The organism is Streptomyces sp. NPDC048211 (assembly GCF_043202315.1).
In the GTDB taxonomy this organism is placed as follows: domain Bacteria; phylum Actinomycetota; class Actinomycetes; order Streptomycetales; family Streptomycetaceae; genus Streptomyces.
Map to the genome: position 1 here is coordinate 443478 of NZ_JBIDAD010000002.1, position 16330 is coordinate 459807.

At 70.9% G+C, this 16330-nt stretch carries 15 protein-coding genes; 6 read left to right on the forward strand and 9 right to left on the reverse strand.

The annotated features are described in order from the left end of the window. Nucleotides 1-131: 131 nt before the first annotated feature. Complete coding sequence (locus ACGFZA_RS08875; RefSeq protein ID WP_393678357.1) at nt 132-1568, forward strand: nucleobase:cation symporter-2 family protein; 1437 nt, start codon at nt 132-134, stop codon at nt 1566-1568. An 83-nt stretch (nt 1569-1651) separates the two neighbouring features. Here the strand turns inward: ACGFZA_RS08875 and ACGFZA_RS08880 are convergent, their stop codons facing one another. The 3 genes from ACGFZA_RS08880 to ACGFZA_RS08890 form a co-directional block, all read right to left on the reverse strand. Continuing rightward, nucleotides 1652-2515 (reverse strand): chitosanase, encoded by an 864-nt coding sequence (locus ACGFZA_RS08880; RefSeq protein ID WP_393678359.1) that lies wholly within the window; start codon nt 2513-2515, stop codon nt 1652-1654. 171 nt (nt 2516-2686) lie between these two features. After that, entirely contained in the window at nt 2687-2998 is a 312-nt protein-coding gene (locus tag ACGFZA_RS08885) for an SH3 domain-containing protein (RefSeq protein ID WP_393678361.1), read from the reverse strand. Nucleotides 2999-3186: 188 nt separating this feature from the next. Then, nucleotides 3187-4035, reverse strand: coding sequence for a chitosanase (locus ACGFZA_RS08890; RefSeq protein ID WP_385273079.1), 849 nt, complete (start codon nt 4033-4035; stop codon nt 3187-3189). Between the two features lie 60 nt (nt 4036-4095). Between ACGFZA_RS08890 and ACGFZA_RS08895 the strand changes: the two genes are divergently transcribed. Continuing rightward, entirely contained in the window at nt 4096-4779 is a 684-nt protein-coding gene (locus tag ACGFZA_RS08895) for an alpha/beta fold hydrolase (RefSeq protein ID WP_385273076.1), read from the forward strand. Nucleotides 4780-4817: 38 nt separating this feature from the next. On the opposite strand, the gene ACGFZA_RS08900 is transcribed toward ACGFZA_RS08895, so the two are convergent. Beyond that, nucleotides 4818-5423: a TIGR03086 family metal-binding protein gene (locus tag ACGFZA_RS08900; RefSeq protein ID WP_385273073.1), complete on the reverse strand. Its 606-nt coding sequence runs from the start codon at nt 5421-5423 to the stop codon at nt 4818-4820. 288 nt (nt 5424-5711) lie between these two features. Here ACGFZA_RS08900 and ACGFZA_RS08905 point away from each other — a divergent pair, with 288 nt between their 5' ends. Both ACGFZA_RS08905 and ACGFZA_RS08910 read left to right on the forward strand, forming a co-directional pair. Further along, a complete protein-coding gene (locus ACGFZA_RS08905; RefSeq protein WP_393678365.1) occupies nt 5712-6704 on the forward strand; it encodes a fibronectin type III domain-containing protein in 993 nt (330 codons plus the stop codon). 171 nt (nt 6705-6875) lie between these two features. Beyond that, nucleotides 6876-9164, forward strand: coding sequence for a glycosyl hydrolase family 18 protein (locus ACGFZA_RS08910; RefSeq protein WP_385273067.1), 2289 nt, complete (start codon nt 6876-6878; stop codon nt 9162-9164). Between the two features lie 146 nt (nt 9165-9310). Here the strand turns inward: ACGFZA_RS08910 and ACGFZA_RS08915 are convergent, their stop codons facing one another. After that, a complete protein-coding gene (locus ACGFZA_RS08915) occupies nt 9311-9733 on the reverse strand; it encodes a MarR family winged helix-turn-helix transcriptional regulator (protein ID WP_385273064.1) in 423 nt (140 codons plus the stop codon). A 214-nt stretch (nt 9734-9947) separates the two neighbouring features. Here ACGFZA_RS08915 and eno point away from each other — a divergent pair, with 214 nt between their 5' ends. Further along, nucleotides 9948-11249, forward strand: coding sequence for a phosphopyruvate hydratase (gene eno, locus ACGFZA_RS08920; RefSeq protein ID WP_385273061.1), 1302 nt, complete (start codon nt 9948-9950; stop codon nt 11247-11249). Between the two features lie 102 nt (nt 11250-11351). On the opposite strand, the gene aceB is transcribed toward eno, so the two are convergent. After that, complete coding sequence (gene aceB, locus ACGFZA_RS08925; RefSeq protein ID WP_385273058.1) at nt 11352-12971, reverse strand: malate synthase A; 1620 nt, start codon at nt 12969-12971, stop codon at nt 11352-11354. A gap of 234 nt (nt 12972-13205) precedes the next feature. Beyond that, the gene (locus ACGFZA_RS08930) at nt 13206-13838 is read right to left on the reverse strand and encodes an NTP transferase domain-containing protein (protein ID WP_385273055.1); all 633 of its coding nucleotides are present in this window, start codon (nt 13836-13838) and stop codon (nt 13206-13208) included. Nucleotides 13839-14044: 206 nt separating this feature from the next. Here ACGFZA_RS08930 and ACGFZA_RS08935 point away from each other — a divergent pair, with 206 nt between their 5' ends. Further along, nucleotides 14045-14359 (forward strand): DUF5955 family protein, encoded by a 315-nt coding sequence (locus tag ACGFZA_RS08935; RefSeq protein WP_326739731.1) that lies wholly within the window; start codon nt 14045-14047, stop codon nt 14357-14359. Between the two features lie 91 nt (nt 14360-14450). On the opposite strand, the gene ACGFZA_RS08940 is transcribed toward ACGFZA_RS08935, so the two are convergent. Next, nucleotides 14451-15089 (reverse strand): response regulator, encoded by a 639-nt coding sequence (locus tag ACGFZA_RS08940; protein ID WP_393678370.1) that lies wholly within the window; start codon nt 15087-15089, stop codon nt 14451-14453. After that, nucleotides 15086-16300: a sensor histidine kinase gene (locus ACGFZA_RS08945; protein WP_393678372.1), complete on the reverse strand. Its 1215-nt coding sequence runs from the start codon at nt 16298-16300 to the stop codon at nt 15086-15088. Before ACGFZA_RS08945 ends, ACGFZA_RS08940 begins: the two co-directional genes overlap by 4 nt. Nucleotides 16301-16330 lie beyond the last annotated feature (30 nt).

A 16330-nucleotide genomic window follows, 5' to 3' on the forward strand; every position in this document is an offset into this window, starting at 1 on the left:
CACCTGCATCAACGCACCACACGGGACCCGGTCCGACGGACATCTCTGGCGCATGTCCCGGCGGCCGGACCCGGCACCACCTCCCTGACACCCACGTCGCCGCAGATGTGTACCCGACCGGAGGAACCGCCGTGGCAGCTACGCCCAGGTTTCGCAACGACGCAAGTGCAGCACCCGACCCGGAACCGAATCGGTCCGACCGCAAGCATCCGGTCGACGAGACGCTCCCCCCACTGAAGATGTTCACCAGCGGCCTCCAGCACGTGGCCGCGATGTACGCGGGCGTGGTGGCCCCGCCCATGATCGTGGGACCCGCCGTGGGTCTCACCGCCAAGGAGACCGCCTTCCTGATGGGGGCGAGCCTGTTCACCGCGGGGATAGCCACCCTGCTCCAGACGCTCGGCTTCTGGCGCATAGGCGCCCGGCTCCCGTTCGTCAACGGCGTCTCGTTCGCCGGGGTGACGCCGATGGTGGCGATCGGCAAGGACCGCGGAGACGACGGCATCGCCGTGATCTTCGGCGCGATCATCGTCGCCAGCCTCCTCGGATTCGTCCTCGCCCCCTATTTCGGCAAGCTGGTCCGCTTCTTCCCGCCCGTCGTCACGGGCACGGTCATCACCCTGATCGGTGTCTCCCTGCTGCCGGTCGCCTTCAACTGGTCCCAGGGCGGCAACGCCACGGCCGACGACTACGGTTCCACCACCAACATCACGATGGCGGCAGTCACCCTGGTGATCGTCCTCGCCCTGCGGAAGCTGCTGCGCGGCTTCCTCCAGCAGATCGCGATCCTGCTCGGACTCGTCGTCGGCACACTCATCGCGATTCCGGTCGGCATCACCGACTTCGGCGCCATCAAGGACGCCGATGTCGTCGGCTTCCCCACCCCGTTCCACTTCGGAGCACCGCAGTTCGAGATCGCCGCGATCGTCTCGATGTGCATCGTGATGCTGGTCTGCATGACCGAGTCGACGGCGGACATGCTGGCCCTCGGCAAGATCGTCGACCGGCCGGCCGACGAGCGGACCATCGAGGGCGGCCTGCGCGCCGACACCCTGGGCAGCGCCATCAGCCCGCTGTTCAACGGCTTCATGTGCAGCGCCTTCGCGCAGAACATCGGGCTGGTGGCGATGACGAAGGTCCGCAGCCGCTTCGTCGTCGCCGCGGGCGGCGGCATCCTCATCCTGCTCGGCCTGTGTCCGGTGGCCGCGTCCGTCATCGCGCTGGTGCCGCTTCCGGTGCTGGGCGGCGCGGGCATCGTGCTCTTCGGCTCGGTCGCCGCCAGCGGCATCCAGACGCTGGCCGGCGCCGCACTGGAGAAGGGCGAGAACGCGCTGATCGTGGCAGCGGCCGTGGGCATAGGGCTGATCCCGATCGCGGCGCCGGAGTTCTACCACGCCTTCCCGAAGGATCTGCTCGTCGTCCTCGACTCGGGGATCTCGACCGGATGCGTCGTGGCGATCGTCCTCAACCTGGCCTTCAACCACCTGGGCCGCAAGCCGGACGAGGGGGTCGGACCGGAGCATCAGGACCACGAACCGGTCAACGCGGCTCCGGTGGGCGTCCACTGAGTGATCGTCATAGCACTGTGGCGCGTACGGAATCGCCCGCGAGGGCGGCCGTACGCGCCGCAGCTGTTTCCTGCCCGGGGGCGTCAGCCGATGTGGAAGCTGTCGCCGTAGACCTTCCAGTCGAGCGGCGGATCCAGGTTCAGATTGCCTTTGTTCAGGAAGACCCGCTGGGCGGTGTCCACCCGGCTGGTGTCCGAGTGGGCCTCCTCCTGCTGCATGGCCCAGACCCGCGCGTCCATGAAGGCGTTGAGGTAGGTGACCTCGTTGCCGCCCTGGGCCGGCGGCTTCGCCTTCGCGAGGGCACGCTTGCGAATGGCACCGAAACTCGTGCTGTCGCCGCCGTCGCCGTGCATCACGATGGCGTCGTAGTACGCGAACTGGCCGAGCGTGCCCAGTCCGTCGCTCTTGCCCCGGCTGACCGCCGGGTCGAAGTACACCCGGTCGCGCTCGTCGTTCTGAGCCTGCTGGAACGCCGGATCCTGGGCGGCCGTCTCCCAGGCGTCGTCGAAGCCGGGGTCGAGGCCCTCGTGCGAATCGGTGCCGTCCACCTCGCGCAGCGCCGGCAAGTACTCCGCGAGGGCGTTGTCCGGCTCCCGCTGCGTGTACAGCTCCACCAGGTCGAGCATGTCCCCGGTGCCCGAACAGAAGCCGATGATGCCCGCGGTGTAGCCGCGGCCGTCGCCGATGTCCTCGATGTAGCCGTACTGGCCCTTCCAGTCCAGTGAGGAGTTCTCCGCACTGGAGACCAGCTGCATGGCGATGTCCTTCTTCGCCGGATCGTCGAGCCCGGTCGCGGCTGCCTCCTGGTGGTGAACCGCCGTGGGGGCGGGGTCGGTGCCGGCGAAGGCCGTGGCGGGAATCGCCGTGAGGGTCAGGCCGAGCGCGACGAGTGCGACGCGCACGGATCGGTTGTTGCGACGTGCGGTGCGCTTGTGGGGAGCGTGCACCAGTCCTCCAAGGGAGTTCGTCGTTCCGATGATTCTGTTAGGAAGCTTTCCTATCAGAGTCGAACGACGGTCGTACACCCCTTCGACGCCGACGAGTTGGGCGAGTCCCGGAATCGCGAGGGCCCCGCACCGGCCGCCGGAGCGGTCGGTACGGGGCGGCGGAACTCCGGCTCAGCAGTTCAGGTAGGCCACATGGATCCAGACGCCCGTGGGGCCGCCCCACAGGTCGCCCATCACCCAGTTGCCCTGCTGGCCGCGGTAGTCGAGGTTCTGTCCACGGTTCACCTGGCCCAGCACGGGGTAGTCCGTCCCCGGCCCGCCGCGGAAGTTCACCCCGTTGTCGTTGACCGTGCAGACGAGGGTCGGTGCCGCCTCGACGCCTTGTGCGGCGACCGCGCTCGGGGCGGCCTGGGCGGCGGGCGATACGGCCAGTCCCAGGCCTGCGGTCAGCATGGCCGCGGCCAGCAGAATCTTCTTCATCATGTCGCAAACTCCTCGGTGATCCGGCCCACGAAGCGTGTGCCGTTCGCCCGCCTCAACGGGTCGGCGGGCGCCCCGGACACGGCCGGGGACACAGGGTCCCCCGGAAGTGAAAGCGCAGGTCACATGCGGTGCGCACCGGCGCACACGGACGCATGGGTCAACGCTTCGCGCGCCCTTGGATCATGGGTTTACGAACCGTCCGGATCCTTGATCAGGTAGCTGTCGTCGTACACCTTCCACCGCAGCGGTGTCTCCAGATCGAGCCTGCCCTGACGTACGAACACCCGCTGCTCCGTCTCGACCCGGCTGGTGTCGGTGTGCGAGGGCTCCTTGCGGATCGCCGCGACCCGGGCGTCGAGGAAGGCGTCGAGGTACGCCTCCTCGTCGCCGCCGTCGGCCGGTGACGGTTCCTCGGCGAGCGCCTCGCGGCGCATCGTACGGAAGCCGACGGTGCCCTCCGTGTCACCGGCCCCGTGCATCACGTAGGCGTCGTAGTAGATGAACTGGCCCAGCGCGCTCAGCCCGTCCTCCTTCGCCTGCCTGACCGCGGGGTCGAAGTACGACCGGTCCCGCTCGGTGTCCTGGGCCCTGCGGAAAGCCGCGTCATCGGCGGCCTCGGCCCATGCCTCCGTGAACGGACGGCCGAGTCCCGTGTGCGCGTCGGTCCCCCTGACTGCCCGCAGGGCGGGCAGGAACCGCTCCAGTGCGTTCCCGGGCCGGGCCTTCGCGTACCGCTCCACCACGCTCAGCATGTCGCCGGTGCCGGAGCAGAAGCCGATGATGCCGGCCGTGTAGCCGCGGCCGTCGCCGATGTCCTGGATGTACGTGTACTGGGCCTTCCAGTCCAGGGTCGAGTTCTCCGCGCTGGAGACCAGCTTCATGGCGATGTCCTTCTTCGCCGGATCGTCGAGCCCGGCATCGGCGGCCCCCTTGCCGGAGGAGTCGCCGGGCTCCGCCCCCGTACAGCCGGACAGTGCGGCGAGGGCGATGACGAGAGCGGCGAGGGGGCTGACCAGGGAACGCGGGGTGGGCTTCACCTGTCCAGCCTGCCAGGCCGCGGGAGTGATCTTCCCTCATTCGGCTGTAGCGTCAGGGGTATGGATGATCAGTCTGTTGTGGATGTCGGCGATGTACGTCTGGCGTACCGGACCTGGGGCGACCCGTTCGGCTCGCCCGTCGTGCTGCTGCACGGCCTCGGCGATTCCGCCGCGAGCTGGGAGGCGGCCGGGAGTCTGCTCGGTCAGGAATGGCGGGTGTACGGCCTCGACCTGCGCGGTCACGGGGAGAGCGACTGGCCCGACGAGTACGACTTCGAGCTGATGCTCGACGACCTCTTCGGCTTCCTCGACGCGTGCGAGCTCGACCGCGTCGGCCTGGTCGGCCACGGGGTGGGCGGTGTCGTCGCCCACCTGTTCGCCCAGCAGCACGCGGACCGGGTGGAGCGGCTGGTGCTGGTGGAGACCCCGCCGCCCTTCCCGGGGACGGTCGGGCCGGACGTGCGGTCCGACGGGCCGGTCGACTACGACGAGGCCGTGATCGAGGCCGTGCGCAACCAACTGGCCGACCCCGACCCGGCATGGGAGGAGGGCCTCGGCGAGATCGTCGCCCCGACGCTCATGCTCGCCGGCGGCCCGGCCAGCACCATGCCGCAGGGCCGCCTCCAGGACATGGCCACCCTGATCCCGGACTGCCACCTCCTCACCCTCGGAGGCGGCCACCAGGTGCACCAGGTCCACGCCGACCAGGTCGCCCACCAGATCACGGAGTTCTTCACCAGCTGAGTTCGTCACCGGCCGACGGGTGGCGGTGGCACCCGGGCTCAGCTCTCCGGGTGCCAGTCCGGGCGCCTGCCGCTCCGGGCGACGGCCCGGTCCAGCAGGGGTGCGTCGTCCGCGACCGGAACCGGCGGGCCGAAGGGGGACGTGGCCGGCGGGTTGTCACCCAGGTCGGCCAGCAGCGCCAGCGTGTTGCGCAGATGAGCCTCCTCGGCCCCGTACGGCTGCCCGGTCGACCGCGCCAGGTCCCAGCCGTGCAGCACCAGCTCGTTGAGCGCGACCATGCCGGCCACCTGGCCCGGCAGGTCCACGCTGCCCGCCCGGGTCATGCCCTGCCAGGCATCGGGAGCGCGCCAGGCCGCCGCCATCTCGTCGAGCGCCACGGGCAGGGTGCCGCGCCACCCGTCCGTCAGCACCCCCGATTCCACGGAGGGCGCCGTGTCGGTCGTCGCGCCGAGCTCCTTGCGCGCGGCATCGCGAAAGGCCACGGCCAGCCCTTCGACGTGAGCGAGCAGGGCGCCCACCGTCACGTCGGGGCACGGAGTCGGTGCGGTCAGGCGGGTGTCGTCGATGCCGTCGAGCAGGCCGGCGATCTGCCGGACCGCGGGTTCGAGGTCGAGGAGGGGTGCGGAATTCGTCTGCGTATCCATACCTGTGCAGACTGCCCGAGAGCCCCGGAATCATCGCTCGGCGCTCCACGCGTCCCGGCAGAATGATCCGGCCGGGCCGACCGGATCCCGCCGGTCCGGCGGGCGGACCGGCGGCGAAGGGGGCGCCGGGTCGGCACCACGCCTCTCACGTACGGCATGGGCGACAGCCCGTCAGGTGGTACGGAGCGCGGCGGGAGGTGCACACCGGCACATTGCGGAACGTTCCGCTCCGTCCTCTTGTCGGCGACCCCCGCACCATGCGATACAGGTCTGGACCATTGCTCCCGGATGGAAGGTTCCACCGTGCAACGCCCCCACGCAACCGCCGCGTTGGCCTGTTCCGCCGCCCTGCTCCTCGCCGCGCTCACCGCCTGCGGCTCGGAGGCCGAGGCCGACACCGGGAAGCCGACCGCACCCCGCGGGGTGACCGTCCAGGCGAGCAGCGCCACCTCCGCGCATGTCATGTGGGAGCCGGCCACCGACGACACGGCTGTCACCGGGTACGAGGTCTACCGCCAGGGGAGGAAGGTCAAGTCCGTCGCGGCGGCCAAGGTGATGATCGACGTCGACGGGCTGACGGCCTCGACCGCGTACACCTTCACGGTCCGGGCCCGGGATGCCGCCGGGAACCTCTCCGCGCCGAGCGCCGCCGCGGCCGTCACGACCCCCGCCCCCACCCCCGCCGACCACGAGGCCCCCACCCGGCCGGTGAAACTGCGCGGCAAGGCCGACGGCGGCAAGGCCGCGACCCTGTCCTGGGGCGGCTCGACGGACGATGTCGGCGTCACCTCGTACGACATCTACCAGGAGGGCTCCCGCATCCACAGCGTTCCCGGCACGCGGACCACGGCCCGCCTGACCGGGCTGCGCCCCGGGACCATCTACACCTTCACGGTCCGCGCCCGCGACGCGGCCGACACCTCGTCGCCCGACAGCAACACCTTCGACCTCACCACCGCGACCGCCCCCGGCGCACCAGCCAGTACCGCCCCCACGGACCTGCGGATCACGAGCAGCGCCCAGGGCAAGGAGTACGCCGTGGACCTGGACTGGAAGCAGCCGGAGACGGGCGGGAAGATACCCGCCTACCAGCTCTATCTGGACGGCCGGCTCACCACCACCATCGTCTGGGGCGGCGAACCGCCCGAGGGCCGGGCGAGCTACCGGCTCACCGTCGGTGAGCCGCGCGGCACCCGTCATTCGATGAAGATCCGCGCCAAGCTTCCGGACGGCAAGTGGGGTGACTTCTCGGCGGCGCGCACCGTCGTGCTCGGCGGCTGAGCGGCACTTCCGGGGCTCCCCGCGCTGCGGGCGGTGAGCCCCGGTGGCATCAAATGGTCTGTACCTATTGACGAGTTGGTCCAGACCAATTACTTTCCCCTGTGCTCCATGGAACGACGAAACCGCTCCCCCCGAGGACCGCCTCACCGGTCCCAGCCGCAAGGGAGAACCATGTTCGAGCACATGCCCCTCAGACGGAGAACGGCGACCGCACTGCTCGCCGTCCTCACCCTCCTCCTCGCCCTGCTGTCCCTCCAGGCCGGCCCCGCGCACGCGGCGGGCAAGCTCACGGCGACCTTCACCTCGGCCGACAACGGCCCATGGTGGAAGGGGACCTACATCCTGCGCAACGACACCGACACGGCCGTCACCGGCTGGAGCCTCGCGTTCGACCTGCCCGCCGGGGTCGCGATCAGCTCCTCGTACAACGGCACCGTCACCACGCAGGGCAGCCACATCACGGCGGTCAACGCCCACTACAACGGGACCGTCGCCGCGCACAGCACCACCGAGCCGTACAGCTTCTGGTTCGTCGCCACCGGTCCCATCACCGCGCCGACCGGCTGCCGGATCAACGGCGACAAGTGCGACGGATCCGCTGACGCACCGCCCGGCGCGCCCGGCGGCCTGAAGCGGACCGACGTCACCGCCCGCACCGCCTCGCTGTCCTGGACGGCCTCCGCGGCCGGGGACTTCCCCGTGGCCTCGTACGACATCCTGGCGGGCGGCAAGGTGGTCGGCTCGGCCACCGCGGCGACCACCGCCACCGTCACCGGCCTGACTCCCGCCACCGCCTACTCCTTCACCGTCCGGGCCAAGGACACCCGAGGGAACACCTCCGCCGAGAGCGCCCCGCTGGCCGTCACCACCGTCGACCCGGCCACCGACACCGCGCCGCCCACGGCCCCCGGCGCCCTGCACGCCACCGCGACCGACTCCTCGTCCGTCACGCTGGCCTGGACCGCCGCGACGGACAACCAGCGGGTCGCCGCGTACGACATCTACCGCGGGACCACCCTGGCCACGACGGTCTCCGGCACCACGGGCACCGCCACCATCGGCGGCCTGTCTCCCTCGACCTCGTACTCCTTCACGGTCAAGGCCCGGGACGCCGCCGACAACGCCTCGCCCGCGAGCAACACCCTCACCGTGAAGACCGACGACATCGTCGGCGCGGGCAACTACGCGAAGGTCGGCTACTTCGTCCAGTGGGGGATCTACGGACGCCAGTACTTCGTCAAGAACCTCCACGACTCCGGCGCCGCCGGGAAGCTCGACATCGTCAACTACGCCTTCGCCAACATCGACCCCAACAACCTCACCTGCCTGAACGGCGTCACCAAGGGCACCACGGCCGACCCCCAGGACCCCGAGCAGGGCACCGGCGCCGGTGACGCGGACGCCGACTACGCCCGCCCGTTCAGCGCCGCCCAGTCCGTGGACGGGGTCGCCGACGACGGCTGGGGCAAACTCCGCGGCAACTTCAACCAGCTGAAGAAGCTGAAGAAGCTCCATCCGGACCTCAAGATCGTGGTATCGCTCGGCGGCTGGACGTACTCGAAGTACTTCTCCGACGTCGCCGCCACCGACGCCGCCCGCAAGAAGTTCGTCTCCTCCTGCATCGACATGTACATCAAGGGCAACCTGCCCGAGTACGGCGGAGCGGGCGGCCCCGGCACCGCGGCAGGCATCTTCGACGGATTCGACATCGACTGGGAGTGGCCCGGAACCGGCACCGGACACCCCGGCAACCACTACTCGGCGAACGACAAGGGCAACCTCACCCTGCTGCTCGCCGAGTTCCGCAAGCAGCTGGACGCCCTCGGCGGCGGCCACCGCCTCCTCACCGCCTTCACCCCCGCCGACCCGCAGAAGATCGGCGAGGGCTGGGACCTGTCCAAGGTGTTCGACTCCCTCGACGTGGCCAACGTCCAGGGCTACGACTTCCACGGCTCGGGCAGCGACAACTCCTGGGAACCGAACCGCACCGGCCACCAGGCCAACCTGTACAACGACCAACAGGACCCGTACGGCTTCCACTTCAGCGCGGACACCGCGATCAAGGCGTACACGGATGCGGGAGTCGAACCCCGCAAGCTGACCCTCGGCATCCCGTTCTACGGCCGGGGCTGGCAGAGCGTCACCGACGGCGGAGCGGCAGGCGAATGGCAGCCCGCGGGCGGAGCCGCCCCCGGCCAGTTCGCCGAGGAGGCCGGCACCCGGGGCTACTCCAACCTCATCGGCGCGTACCCGACGATGGCGGTCCACCACGATGAGCAGTCCGTGTCGACATACGGATATACCGGCAACCAATGGTGGTCCTTCGACGACACCTGGTCCATCGGCAGGAAGACCGCGTACGTCAAGGACAAGGGGCTGCTGGGCGTCATGGTCTGGGAGATGTCGGGGGACACTCCGCAGGGAACGCTGATGGGCGCGCTGGACACCGGGCTGAAGTAGGCCGGGCCGGGCGGACATCGGATACGGGCTCGCGGAGTCCTGTGGGCTCCGCGAGCCCGGTCGGGGTGGCGCCGTGCCGGACGGTGGGCAAACGCCCTTGCTCGTCGGGGTGGCGCCGTGCCGGACGGTGGGCGAACGCCCGCTTGTCAGCGCGAGGCGAGCCGCTCCATCAGGGCGGCGCTGCGCGCCAGCACTTCCCGCTCCTCGCCGGTGAGCTCGGCCTCGATGACCTGGGCGAGCCAGCCCGCCCTGCGCCCGCGCTCCGCGTCGAGCGCGGCGTGGCCGGCTGGGGAGAGCTCGACCAGGGTCTTGCGGCCGTCCGTCGGATGCGCCCGGCGGACGATCAGGCCCTGCTCCATGAGCAGCCCGACCGCCCGGGCCATGGACTGGGGGCGTACCCGCTGGTCCGCGGCGAGGTCGCTGGTGGTCATGGCGCCGTCGCGGTCGAGGGTGCCGAGGACGGAGACCTGGCCGTGCGGGATCCGGTCCTCGTGCTTCACGCGTCGCGTGAGCTTGCCCATCGCGTTACGCAGTTCGGTGGCGACGGCGGCGGGGTCCGGGGTGGGCATAAGGCACTTTAACCGGTGATCACCAGCGGGAGCGCGCGCCCTGTGGATGCCGCGAATTCAACAGCAGAACTGAACAGCGCAACTGAACAGCAGAACTGAGCAGCTGAGCTGAACAGCCAAACTGAACAGCATTGCTGTAGAGTCGCTGTCGTCGCGGCACGCGCCAGCGCTGTCGCAGCAAGGCCGCGACACGCGTCAACGCGAAGGACGTCCCATGGTTTTCACGGCAGTCGAGTCCACTGTCATCCAGTCCGTCACCGCCCGCCGGATCATCGACAGCCGGGGCAATCCCACGGTCGAGGCCGATGTCCTCCTCGCCGACGGGTCCCTCGGCCGCGCCGCGGTCCCGTCCGGGGCTTCGACCGGTGCGCGGGAAGCCGTGGAGCTGCGGGACGGGGACCCCCGTCGCTGGCACGGCAAGGGCGTCGACCGAGCGGTCGCCCACGTCAACGGCGACATCGCCTCGGCGGTCACGGGGCGCGACGCCGGCGACCAGGCGGGCCTCGATGCCGCACTCGTCGCACTCGACGGCACGGCGGACAAGTCCCGCCTCGGCGCCAACGCGCTGCTCGGCGTCTCCCTGGCCGCTGCCAAGGCCGCCGCGGCGGCCCACCGCCAGCCTCTCTACCGCTACCTCGGCGGCGTCGACGCCCGCCTGCTCCCGCTCCCCATGATGAACATCGTCAACGGCGGCGCCCATGCCGACAATCCGTTGGACTTCCAGGAGTTCATGATCGCTCCGGTGGGTGCGGAGAACTTCGCGGAAGCCGTCCGCATGGGCTCCGAGGTCTTCCACACGCTCCGCCGCGACCTGCTGTCCGCCGGACACGCCACGGGCGTCGGTGACGAGGGCGGGTTCGCTCCCGCGCTGCGCACCGCGGAGGAGGCGCTCGACTTCGTCATGGCGGCCATCGAACGCACCGGCTACCGGCCCGGCACGGACATCGGACTGGTGATGGATCCCGCCTCGTCGGAGTTCTTCCGGGACGGCGCGTACGTCTACGCGGGCGAAGGCGTGCGCCGCACCCCCTCCGAGCACGCCGCCTACCTGACCGGGCTGATCGACGCCTACCCGATCGTCTCCATCGAGGACCCGATGGCCGAGGACGACCTGGACGGCTGGCGCGAGCTGACCGCCGGAGTCGGCGACCGCTGCCAGCTCACCGGCGACGACGTGTTCTGCACCGACGAGGCCCTGCTGCGCGAGGGCATCCGCACGGGCGTCGGCAACTCCGTCCTGGTCAAGGTCAACCAGATCGGCACCCTGACCGAGGCCCTCGCCACGGTCGCCACCGCGCAGCGCGCGGGCTGGACCGTCGTCATGTCGCACCGCTCCGGCGAGACGGAGGACACCACGATCGCGGACCTGGCGGTCGCGACGGGCTGCGGCCAGATCAAGACCGGATCGCTGTCCCGGTCCGACCGCACGGCGAAGTACAACCAGCTCATCAGGATCGAGGAGGAACTGGGCGCATCGGCGCGCTACGCGGGCGGGGCGGTGCTGCGCCGTTCCTGACCCGTCCCCGCCGCGCGGGGCTGACCGCACCGCGGCACGACGACGCCCCACCGCCGGAACGCTCGGCGGTGGGGCGTCGTCGTCTCGCGTGCGCGAGCGGTGTCAGCGCAGCTGCTCGTACGCCGGAAGGGTCAGGAAGTCCGCATAGTCCTGATCCAGGGAGACCTGGAGCAGGAGGTCGTGGGCCTGCTGCCACTTGCCGGTGGTGAAGGTCTCCTCGCCGACCTCCTCGCGGATCGCGCCCAGTTCCTCGGCGGCGACCTTGCGGGCGAGTTCCGCCGTGGCGTGCTCGCCGTTCTCGAAGACCACGTCCGCGTTGATCCACTGCCAGATCTGCGAGCGCGAGATCTCGGCGGTGGCCGCGTCCTCCATCAGGTTGAAGATGGCCACCGCGCCCATGCCGCGCAGCCACGCCTCGATGTAGCGGATGCCGACCGCGACGGCGTTGCGCAGACCGTCGTAGGTGGGCTTGGCATGCAGGGTGTCGATGGCGATCAGGTCGCCCGGAGCCACCGAGACGTCCTCGCGCAGGCGCTCCTTCTGGTTCGGCTTCTCGCCGAGGACCGCGTCGAAGGAGGCCATGGCGATCGGGACCAGGTCGGGGTGGGCGACCCAGGAGCCGTCGAAGCCGTCGTTCGCCTCGCGGTCCTTGTCGGCCTTGACCTTCTCGAACGCGACCTTGTTGACCTCGGCGTCCCGGCGGGACGGGATGAACGCCGCCATGCCGCCGATCGCGTGGGCCCCGCGCTTGTGGCAGGTGCGGACGAGGAGTTCGGTGTACGCCCGCATGAAGGGGGCGGTCATCGTCACCGCGTTGCGGTCCGGCAGGACGAACTTCGAGCCGCCGTCGCGGAAGTTCTTGACGATGGAGAAGAGGTAGTCCCAGCGGCCCGCGTTCAGCCCGGAGGCGTGGTCGCGGAGCTCGTAGAGAATCTCCTCCATCTCGTACGCGGCGGTGATCGTCTCGATCAGGACCGTGGCGCGGACGGTGCCCTGCGGAATCCCGAGCTCGTCCTGGGCGAAGACGAAGATGTCGTTCCAGAGGCGCGCCTCCAGGTGCGACTCCGTCTTCGGCAGGTAGAAGTACGGTCCCTTGCCGAGGTCGATCAGGCGCTGGGCGTTGTGGAAGAAGTAGAGGCCGAAGTCGACCAGGGCGCCGGGCACCGGGGTGCCGTCGAGCTGGAGGTGGCGCTCGTCCAGGTGCCAGCCGCGGGGGCGGGTGACGACGGTCGCGAGCTCGTCGGCGGGCTTCAGGGCGTACGACTTGCCGGACTTCGGGTCCGTGAAGTCGATGGCGCGGTCGTACGCGTCCATCAGGTTGAGCTGGCCGAGGACGACGTTCTCCCACGTCGGGGCGGAGGCGTCCTCGAAGTCGGCGAGCCAGACCTTCGCGCCCGAGTTCAGGGCGTTGATGGTCATCTTGCGGTCGGTCGGACCGGTGATCTCCACCCGGCGGTCGTTCAGCGCCGCCGGGGCCGGTGCGACCTTCCAGGAGTCGTCCGCGCGGATCGCGGCGGTCTCCGGCAGGAAGTCCAGCGTGGAGGTGCGGGCGATCTCCGCGCGGCGCTCGCCGCGCCGGGCGAGCAGCTCGCCGCGCCGGGGCGTGAACCGGCGGTGCAGCTCGGCCACGAACGCGAGGGCCGCGGGGGTGAGGACCTCGTCCTGCCGGGGCAGGGGCTCGGCATCGACGATGTCCAGCGAGGACGGCGCTGGTGCGGACATGAGCTGTCACTCCTTCAGCGGGCGGTGCGGGCGACGTCTCACGGCCGCCGGGTCGCCTGAAATGGCACGGCGTGCCAGGGCTCCGGGATACGGCCGTGGTCGCCGTCCGAGGTACAGAGGGCTTCTGACCAGTGGATAGTAGTTTCCTCATGGTGGAAGTTCAATGGTTTGTTGATGTCGAGATTCTCCGGGTCGACAGAAGTGGGGCCCCGCTGGCGCAGCGTGCCAGTGTGTTCACTCAAGGTGCGCCAGGTCCTCCGTCGTGTCGATGTCGTAGGCCTGAGCCACATCCGAACACTCGATGAGCGTGATCGCATCGCGGTGCGCCCGCAGATACGCCCGAGCGCCCTGATCGCCCACCGCGCCTGCCGCGATGTCCGTCCACAGGCCGGCCCCGAACAGCACCGGGTGGCCGCGCTCCCCGCCGTACGAAGCGGCCGCCAGGCTCGTCCGCGAGCGGTACGCCGCCCGCACCCGGGCCACCGCTTCGGCGCCGATGCCGGGCTGGTCGACCAGCAGGACAACCACCGCGTCCGCGTCCGTGCCGGTGAGGGCGGCGAGTCCCGCCCGCAGCGAGGAACCCATGCCCTCGGTCCACTCCGGGTTGACGCTCACCGTGCAGTCCGACAGGTCGGCGCGCGCCCGCACCTCGTCGGCCGCCGCACCGAGCACCACATGGACCGGGCCGCAGCCGCCCTCCCGGAGGGTGCCCACCGCGTGGTCCGCCAGGAGGCGGCCGCGGTGCGCCAGCAAGGCCTTCGGGCGGCCGCCGAGCCGCCGCCCGCCGCCCGCGGCGAGCAGCAGTCCGGCGACGACGGGGGAGGCGGACGGGGAGGGTGATGAGGGGGTGCGCGGTGTGCTTGTCATCCCGCCTGGATACACCGGACCGGCCGTTCCCGCACGGACCCGGCCGGTCTCCCGGTCCGCGTCCATGTGCGGGACACTCCGAGTTACGTCCGCGGAGTGGCGCCCGACACCTGTCATGGCGTTAACTTGCCCGCACCCCCGGACACTTGACCACGGTTCGGGGCTTGGTCGAAACACCGGCACAAAGATGTGCGAGGGGGAGTGCTTTGTTGAAGAGCGTGGGGCAGGCGCGGGTGACCAGCAGTGGTGAGGACCCGAGAGTCACGGAGCTGCGTACGGCTGTCTCCCGGCTCCGCCGGGAGCTGGCAGGACATCCCGCGGAGTTCCCGGACCGCGCGATCGCCGAGGACGAGCTGGCATCGCTGGACGCGATGGCGGCCGGCGGCGCGCCCGAGATTCCTCGGCTCCGCCGGTCGCTGCTGCTGATCGCGGGGGCGGTCGGCTCGGTCAGCGCCCTGGCGTCGGCGCTCAGGGACGTACGGATCGCGGTCGATCTGTTCGGCGAGCCGCCGCGGCGGTGAAGGCTCTGATCCGAAGCCGCTGGAGCGGGGCGGGGGCCCGCCTCCGGCGGCTTCGGACTTCAGCGGTCTGAAGCTCCGGTGGTCCCAGGCATCAGCGGCGGATCAGCCTGCGGGCCGTCGCCGCCGCCACGGCCGCCGTGCGCGAGTCCACGCCCAGCTTGGCGTAGATGTGCACCAGATGGGACTTCACCGTCGCCTGGCTGAGGAAGAGCTTCTTGCTGATCTGGAGGTTCGACAGTCCCTCGCCGACCAGTTGAAGCACCTCCAGCTCGCGCTTGGTGAGCGCCTGGGCCGGCGTCCGCATGCGGTCCATCAGCCGGTGCGCCACGGCCGGGGCGAGCGCGGAGCGGCCTGCCGCCGCCGTACGGACCGCCGCGGCCAGTTCCTCCGGTGGGGCGTCCTTGAGCAGATAGCCCGCCGCTCCCGCCTCCACCGCCGCCAGGATGTCGGCGTCGCTGTCGTACGTCGTCAGGATCAGTACCCGGGGCGCGTCCGGCGCCGCGGTGATCGCGGCGGTGGCCTCCGAGCCGTGCAGGCCCGCACCGAACTGCAGGTCCATCAGGACGACGTCGAACGCGCCCGTCGCTGCCAGGGCCACGGCCCGTTCGGCGGTCGCGGCCTCGGCGACGACGCGGAAGTCCGGCTCGGTGTCCAGGACGGCCCGCAGGCCCGCCCGTACCACCGGGTGGTCGTCGGCGAGCAGCAGTCTGATCGGAGTGGTCCCGTTCATGCGGCGTCCTGTCCGGTCCGGTCGGTGGGCAGCGGCAGCGGCAGCGGCAGGGTCAGGGCGACCGCGGTGCCCTGACCGGGCGCCGATTCGACACTCAGCGTGCCGCCCAGCGAACGCGCCCGGGACCGCATGGCCGGCAGGCCGAAGCCGCCCGTCCCCGTTCCCGTGCTCGCGGCGGAGCCGTCGGTGAAGCCGTGACCGTCGTCGACGACGTCGACCGCCACCGAGGTGTCCATGAAGCTCAGGGTGATCTCCGCACGCCGCGCCCCGGCGTGCTGCACCGTGTTGGCCAGCGCCGACTGCGCGGTACGCAGCAACGCCACCTCGTACGGCGTGGGCAGCTCCACCGGGGCCCCGCTGACGGCGAAGCTCACCGTGAGCGACGGAGTCGTGGTGCGGGCCGAGAGCCGCTCCAGGGCGGCGGCCAGAGAGCCGTTCTCCAGATCGGGCGGGGTCAGGGCGCGTACGAACCGACGGGCCTCGGCGAGATTGTCCTGGGCGGCTTCGCGGGCGCGGCGGACATGGACCGAGGCGGGAGCGTCCGCCGGAAGGGTGCGTTCCGCGGCGCGCAGCAGCAACTGGATGCTGGAGAGGCCCTGGGCGAGGGTGTCGTGGATCTCGCGGGCCAGCCGTTCGCGCTCGGCGAGCGTTCCGGCGGTGCGCTCGGCGTCCGCCAGCTCCGCACGGGTCGACACGAGCTCCTCGATGAGCTCGCGGCGCCGCTCGCTCTCGCGGAACAGCGCGTCGTACCCGAGGACCGTGGCGACCGAGACCGCCGCCCCGAGCAGCGGGCCGATGAACGTGCCGAGGGAGACCGGCTCGCCGTGCAGCAGGAAACTGGTGATGGCGGCCGCGGCCGTCACCGCCACGACCGGCAGGCTCCAGGGCATCGGCAGCAGGTGCAGCTGGAGGAAGTAGAGCGGGAAGGCCAGCCACAGCGCGTCCGGCGAGAGCACCAGCAGCACCAGCCAGAGCGCCCCCAGCGCCCCGAGCCAGAGCGCCCCCGCCCGGGTCCGGGGCTGCACGGCCGGCATCAGTGCCCCCGCCGCGTACACCGCGGCCAGTACGCCCGCGACGGCGACGGCGGCCCCGGCGTGCGGGACGTCGTTGCTCACGGCCTTCACCGCGGCGAGCGCCAGCAGCCCCAGCAGCAGCGCGTGCAGACACAGCCGCAGCGCTGCGGCGACCGGGGGATGGACACGTTTTTCCATGATTCGTCCAGCGTAGACGCGGGGTGCGCG

What these genes read in the sequence shown, in the direction of transcription:
- ACGFZA_RS08910 (WP_385273067.1), top strand. Translation starts at nt 6,876, where the DNA reads ATGTTCGAGCACATGCCCCTCAGACGGAGAACGGCGACCGCACTGCTC.
- eno (WP_385273061.1), top strand. Translation starts at nt 9,948, where the DNA reads ATGGTTTTCACGGCAGTCGAGTCCACTGTCATCCAGTCCGTCACCGCC.
- ACGFZA_RS08940 (WP_393678370.1), bottom strand. Translation starts at nt 15,089, where the DNA reads ATGAACGGGACCACTCCGATCAGACTGCTGCTCGCCGACGACCACCCG.
- ACGFZA_RS08895 (WP_385273076.1), top strand. Translation starts at nt 4,096, where the DNA reads ATGGATGATCAGTCTGTTGTGGATGTCGGCGATGTACGTCTGGCGTAC.
- ACGFZA_RS08900 (WP_385273073.1), bottom strand. Translation starts at nt 5,423, where the DNA reads ATGGATACGCAGACGAATTCCGCACCCCTCCTCGACCTCGAACCCGCG.
- ACGFZA_RS08945 (WP_393678372.1), bottom strand. Translation starts at nt 16,300, where the DNA reads ATGGAAAAACGTGTCCATCCCCCGGTCGCCGCAGCGCTGCGGCTGTGT.
- ACGFZA_RS08930 (WP_385273055.1), bottom strand. Translation starts at nt 13,838, where the DNA reads ATGACAAGCACACCGCGCACCCCCTCATCACCCTCCCCGTCCGCCTCC.
- ACGFZA_RS08905 (WP_393678365.1), top strand. Translation starts at nt 5,712, where the DNA reads ATGGAAGGTTCCACCGTGCAACGCCCCCACGCAACCGCCGCGTTGGCC.
- ACGFZA_RS08885 (WP_393678361.1), bottom strand. Translation starts at nt 2,998, where the DNA reads ATGATGAAGAAGATTCTGCTGGCCGCGGCCATGCTGACCGCAGGCCTG.
- aceB (WP_385273058.1), bottom strand. Translation starts at nt 12,971, where the DNA reads ATGTCCGCACCAGCGCCGTCCTCGCTGGACATCGTCGATGCCGAGCCC.
- ACGFZA_RS08915 (WP_385273064.1), bottom strand. Translation starts at nt 9,733, where the DNA reads ATGCCCACCCCGGACCCCGCCGCCGTCGCCACCGAACTGCGTAACGCG.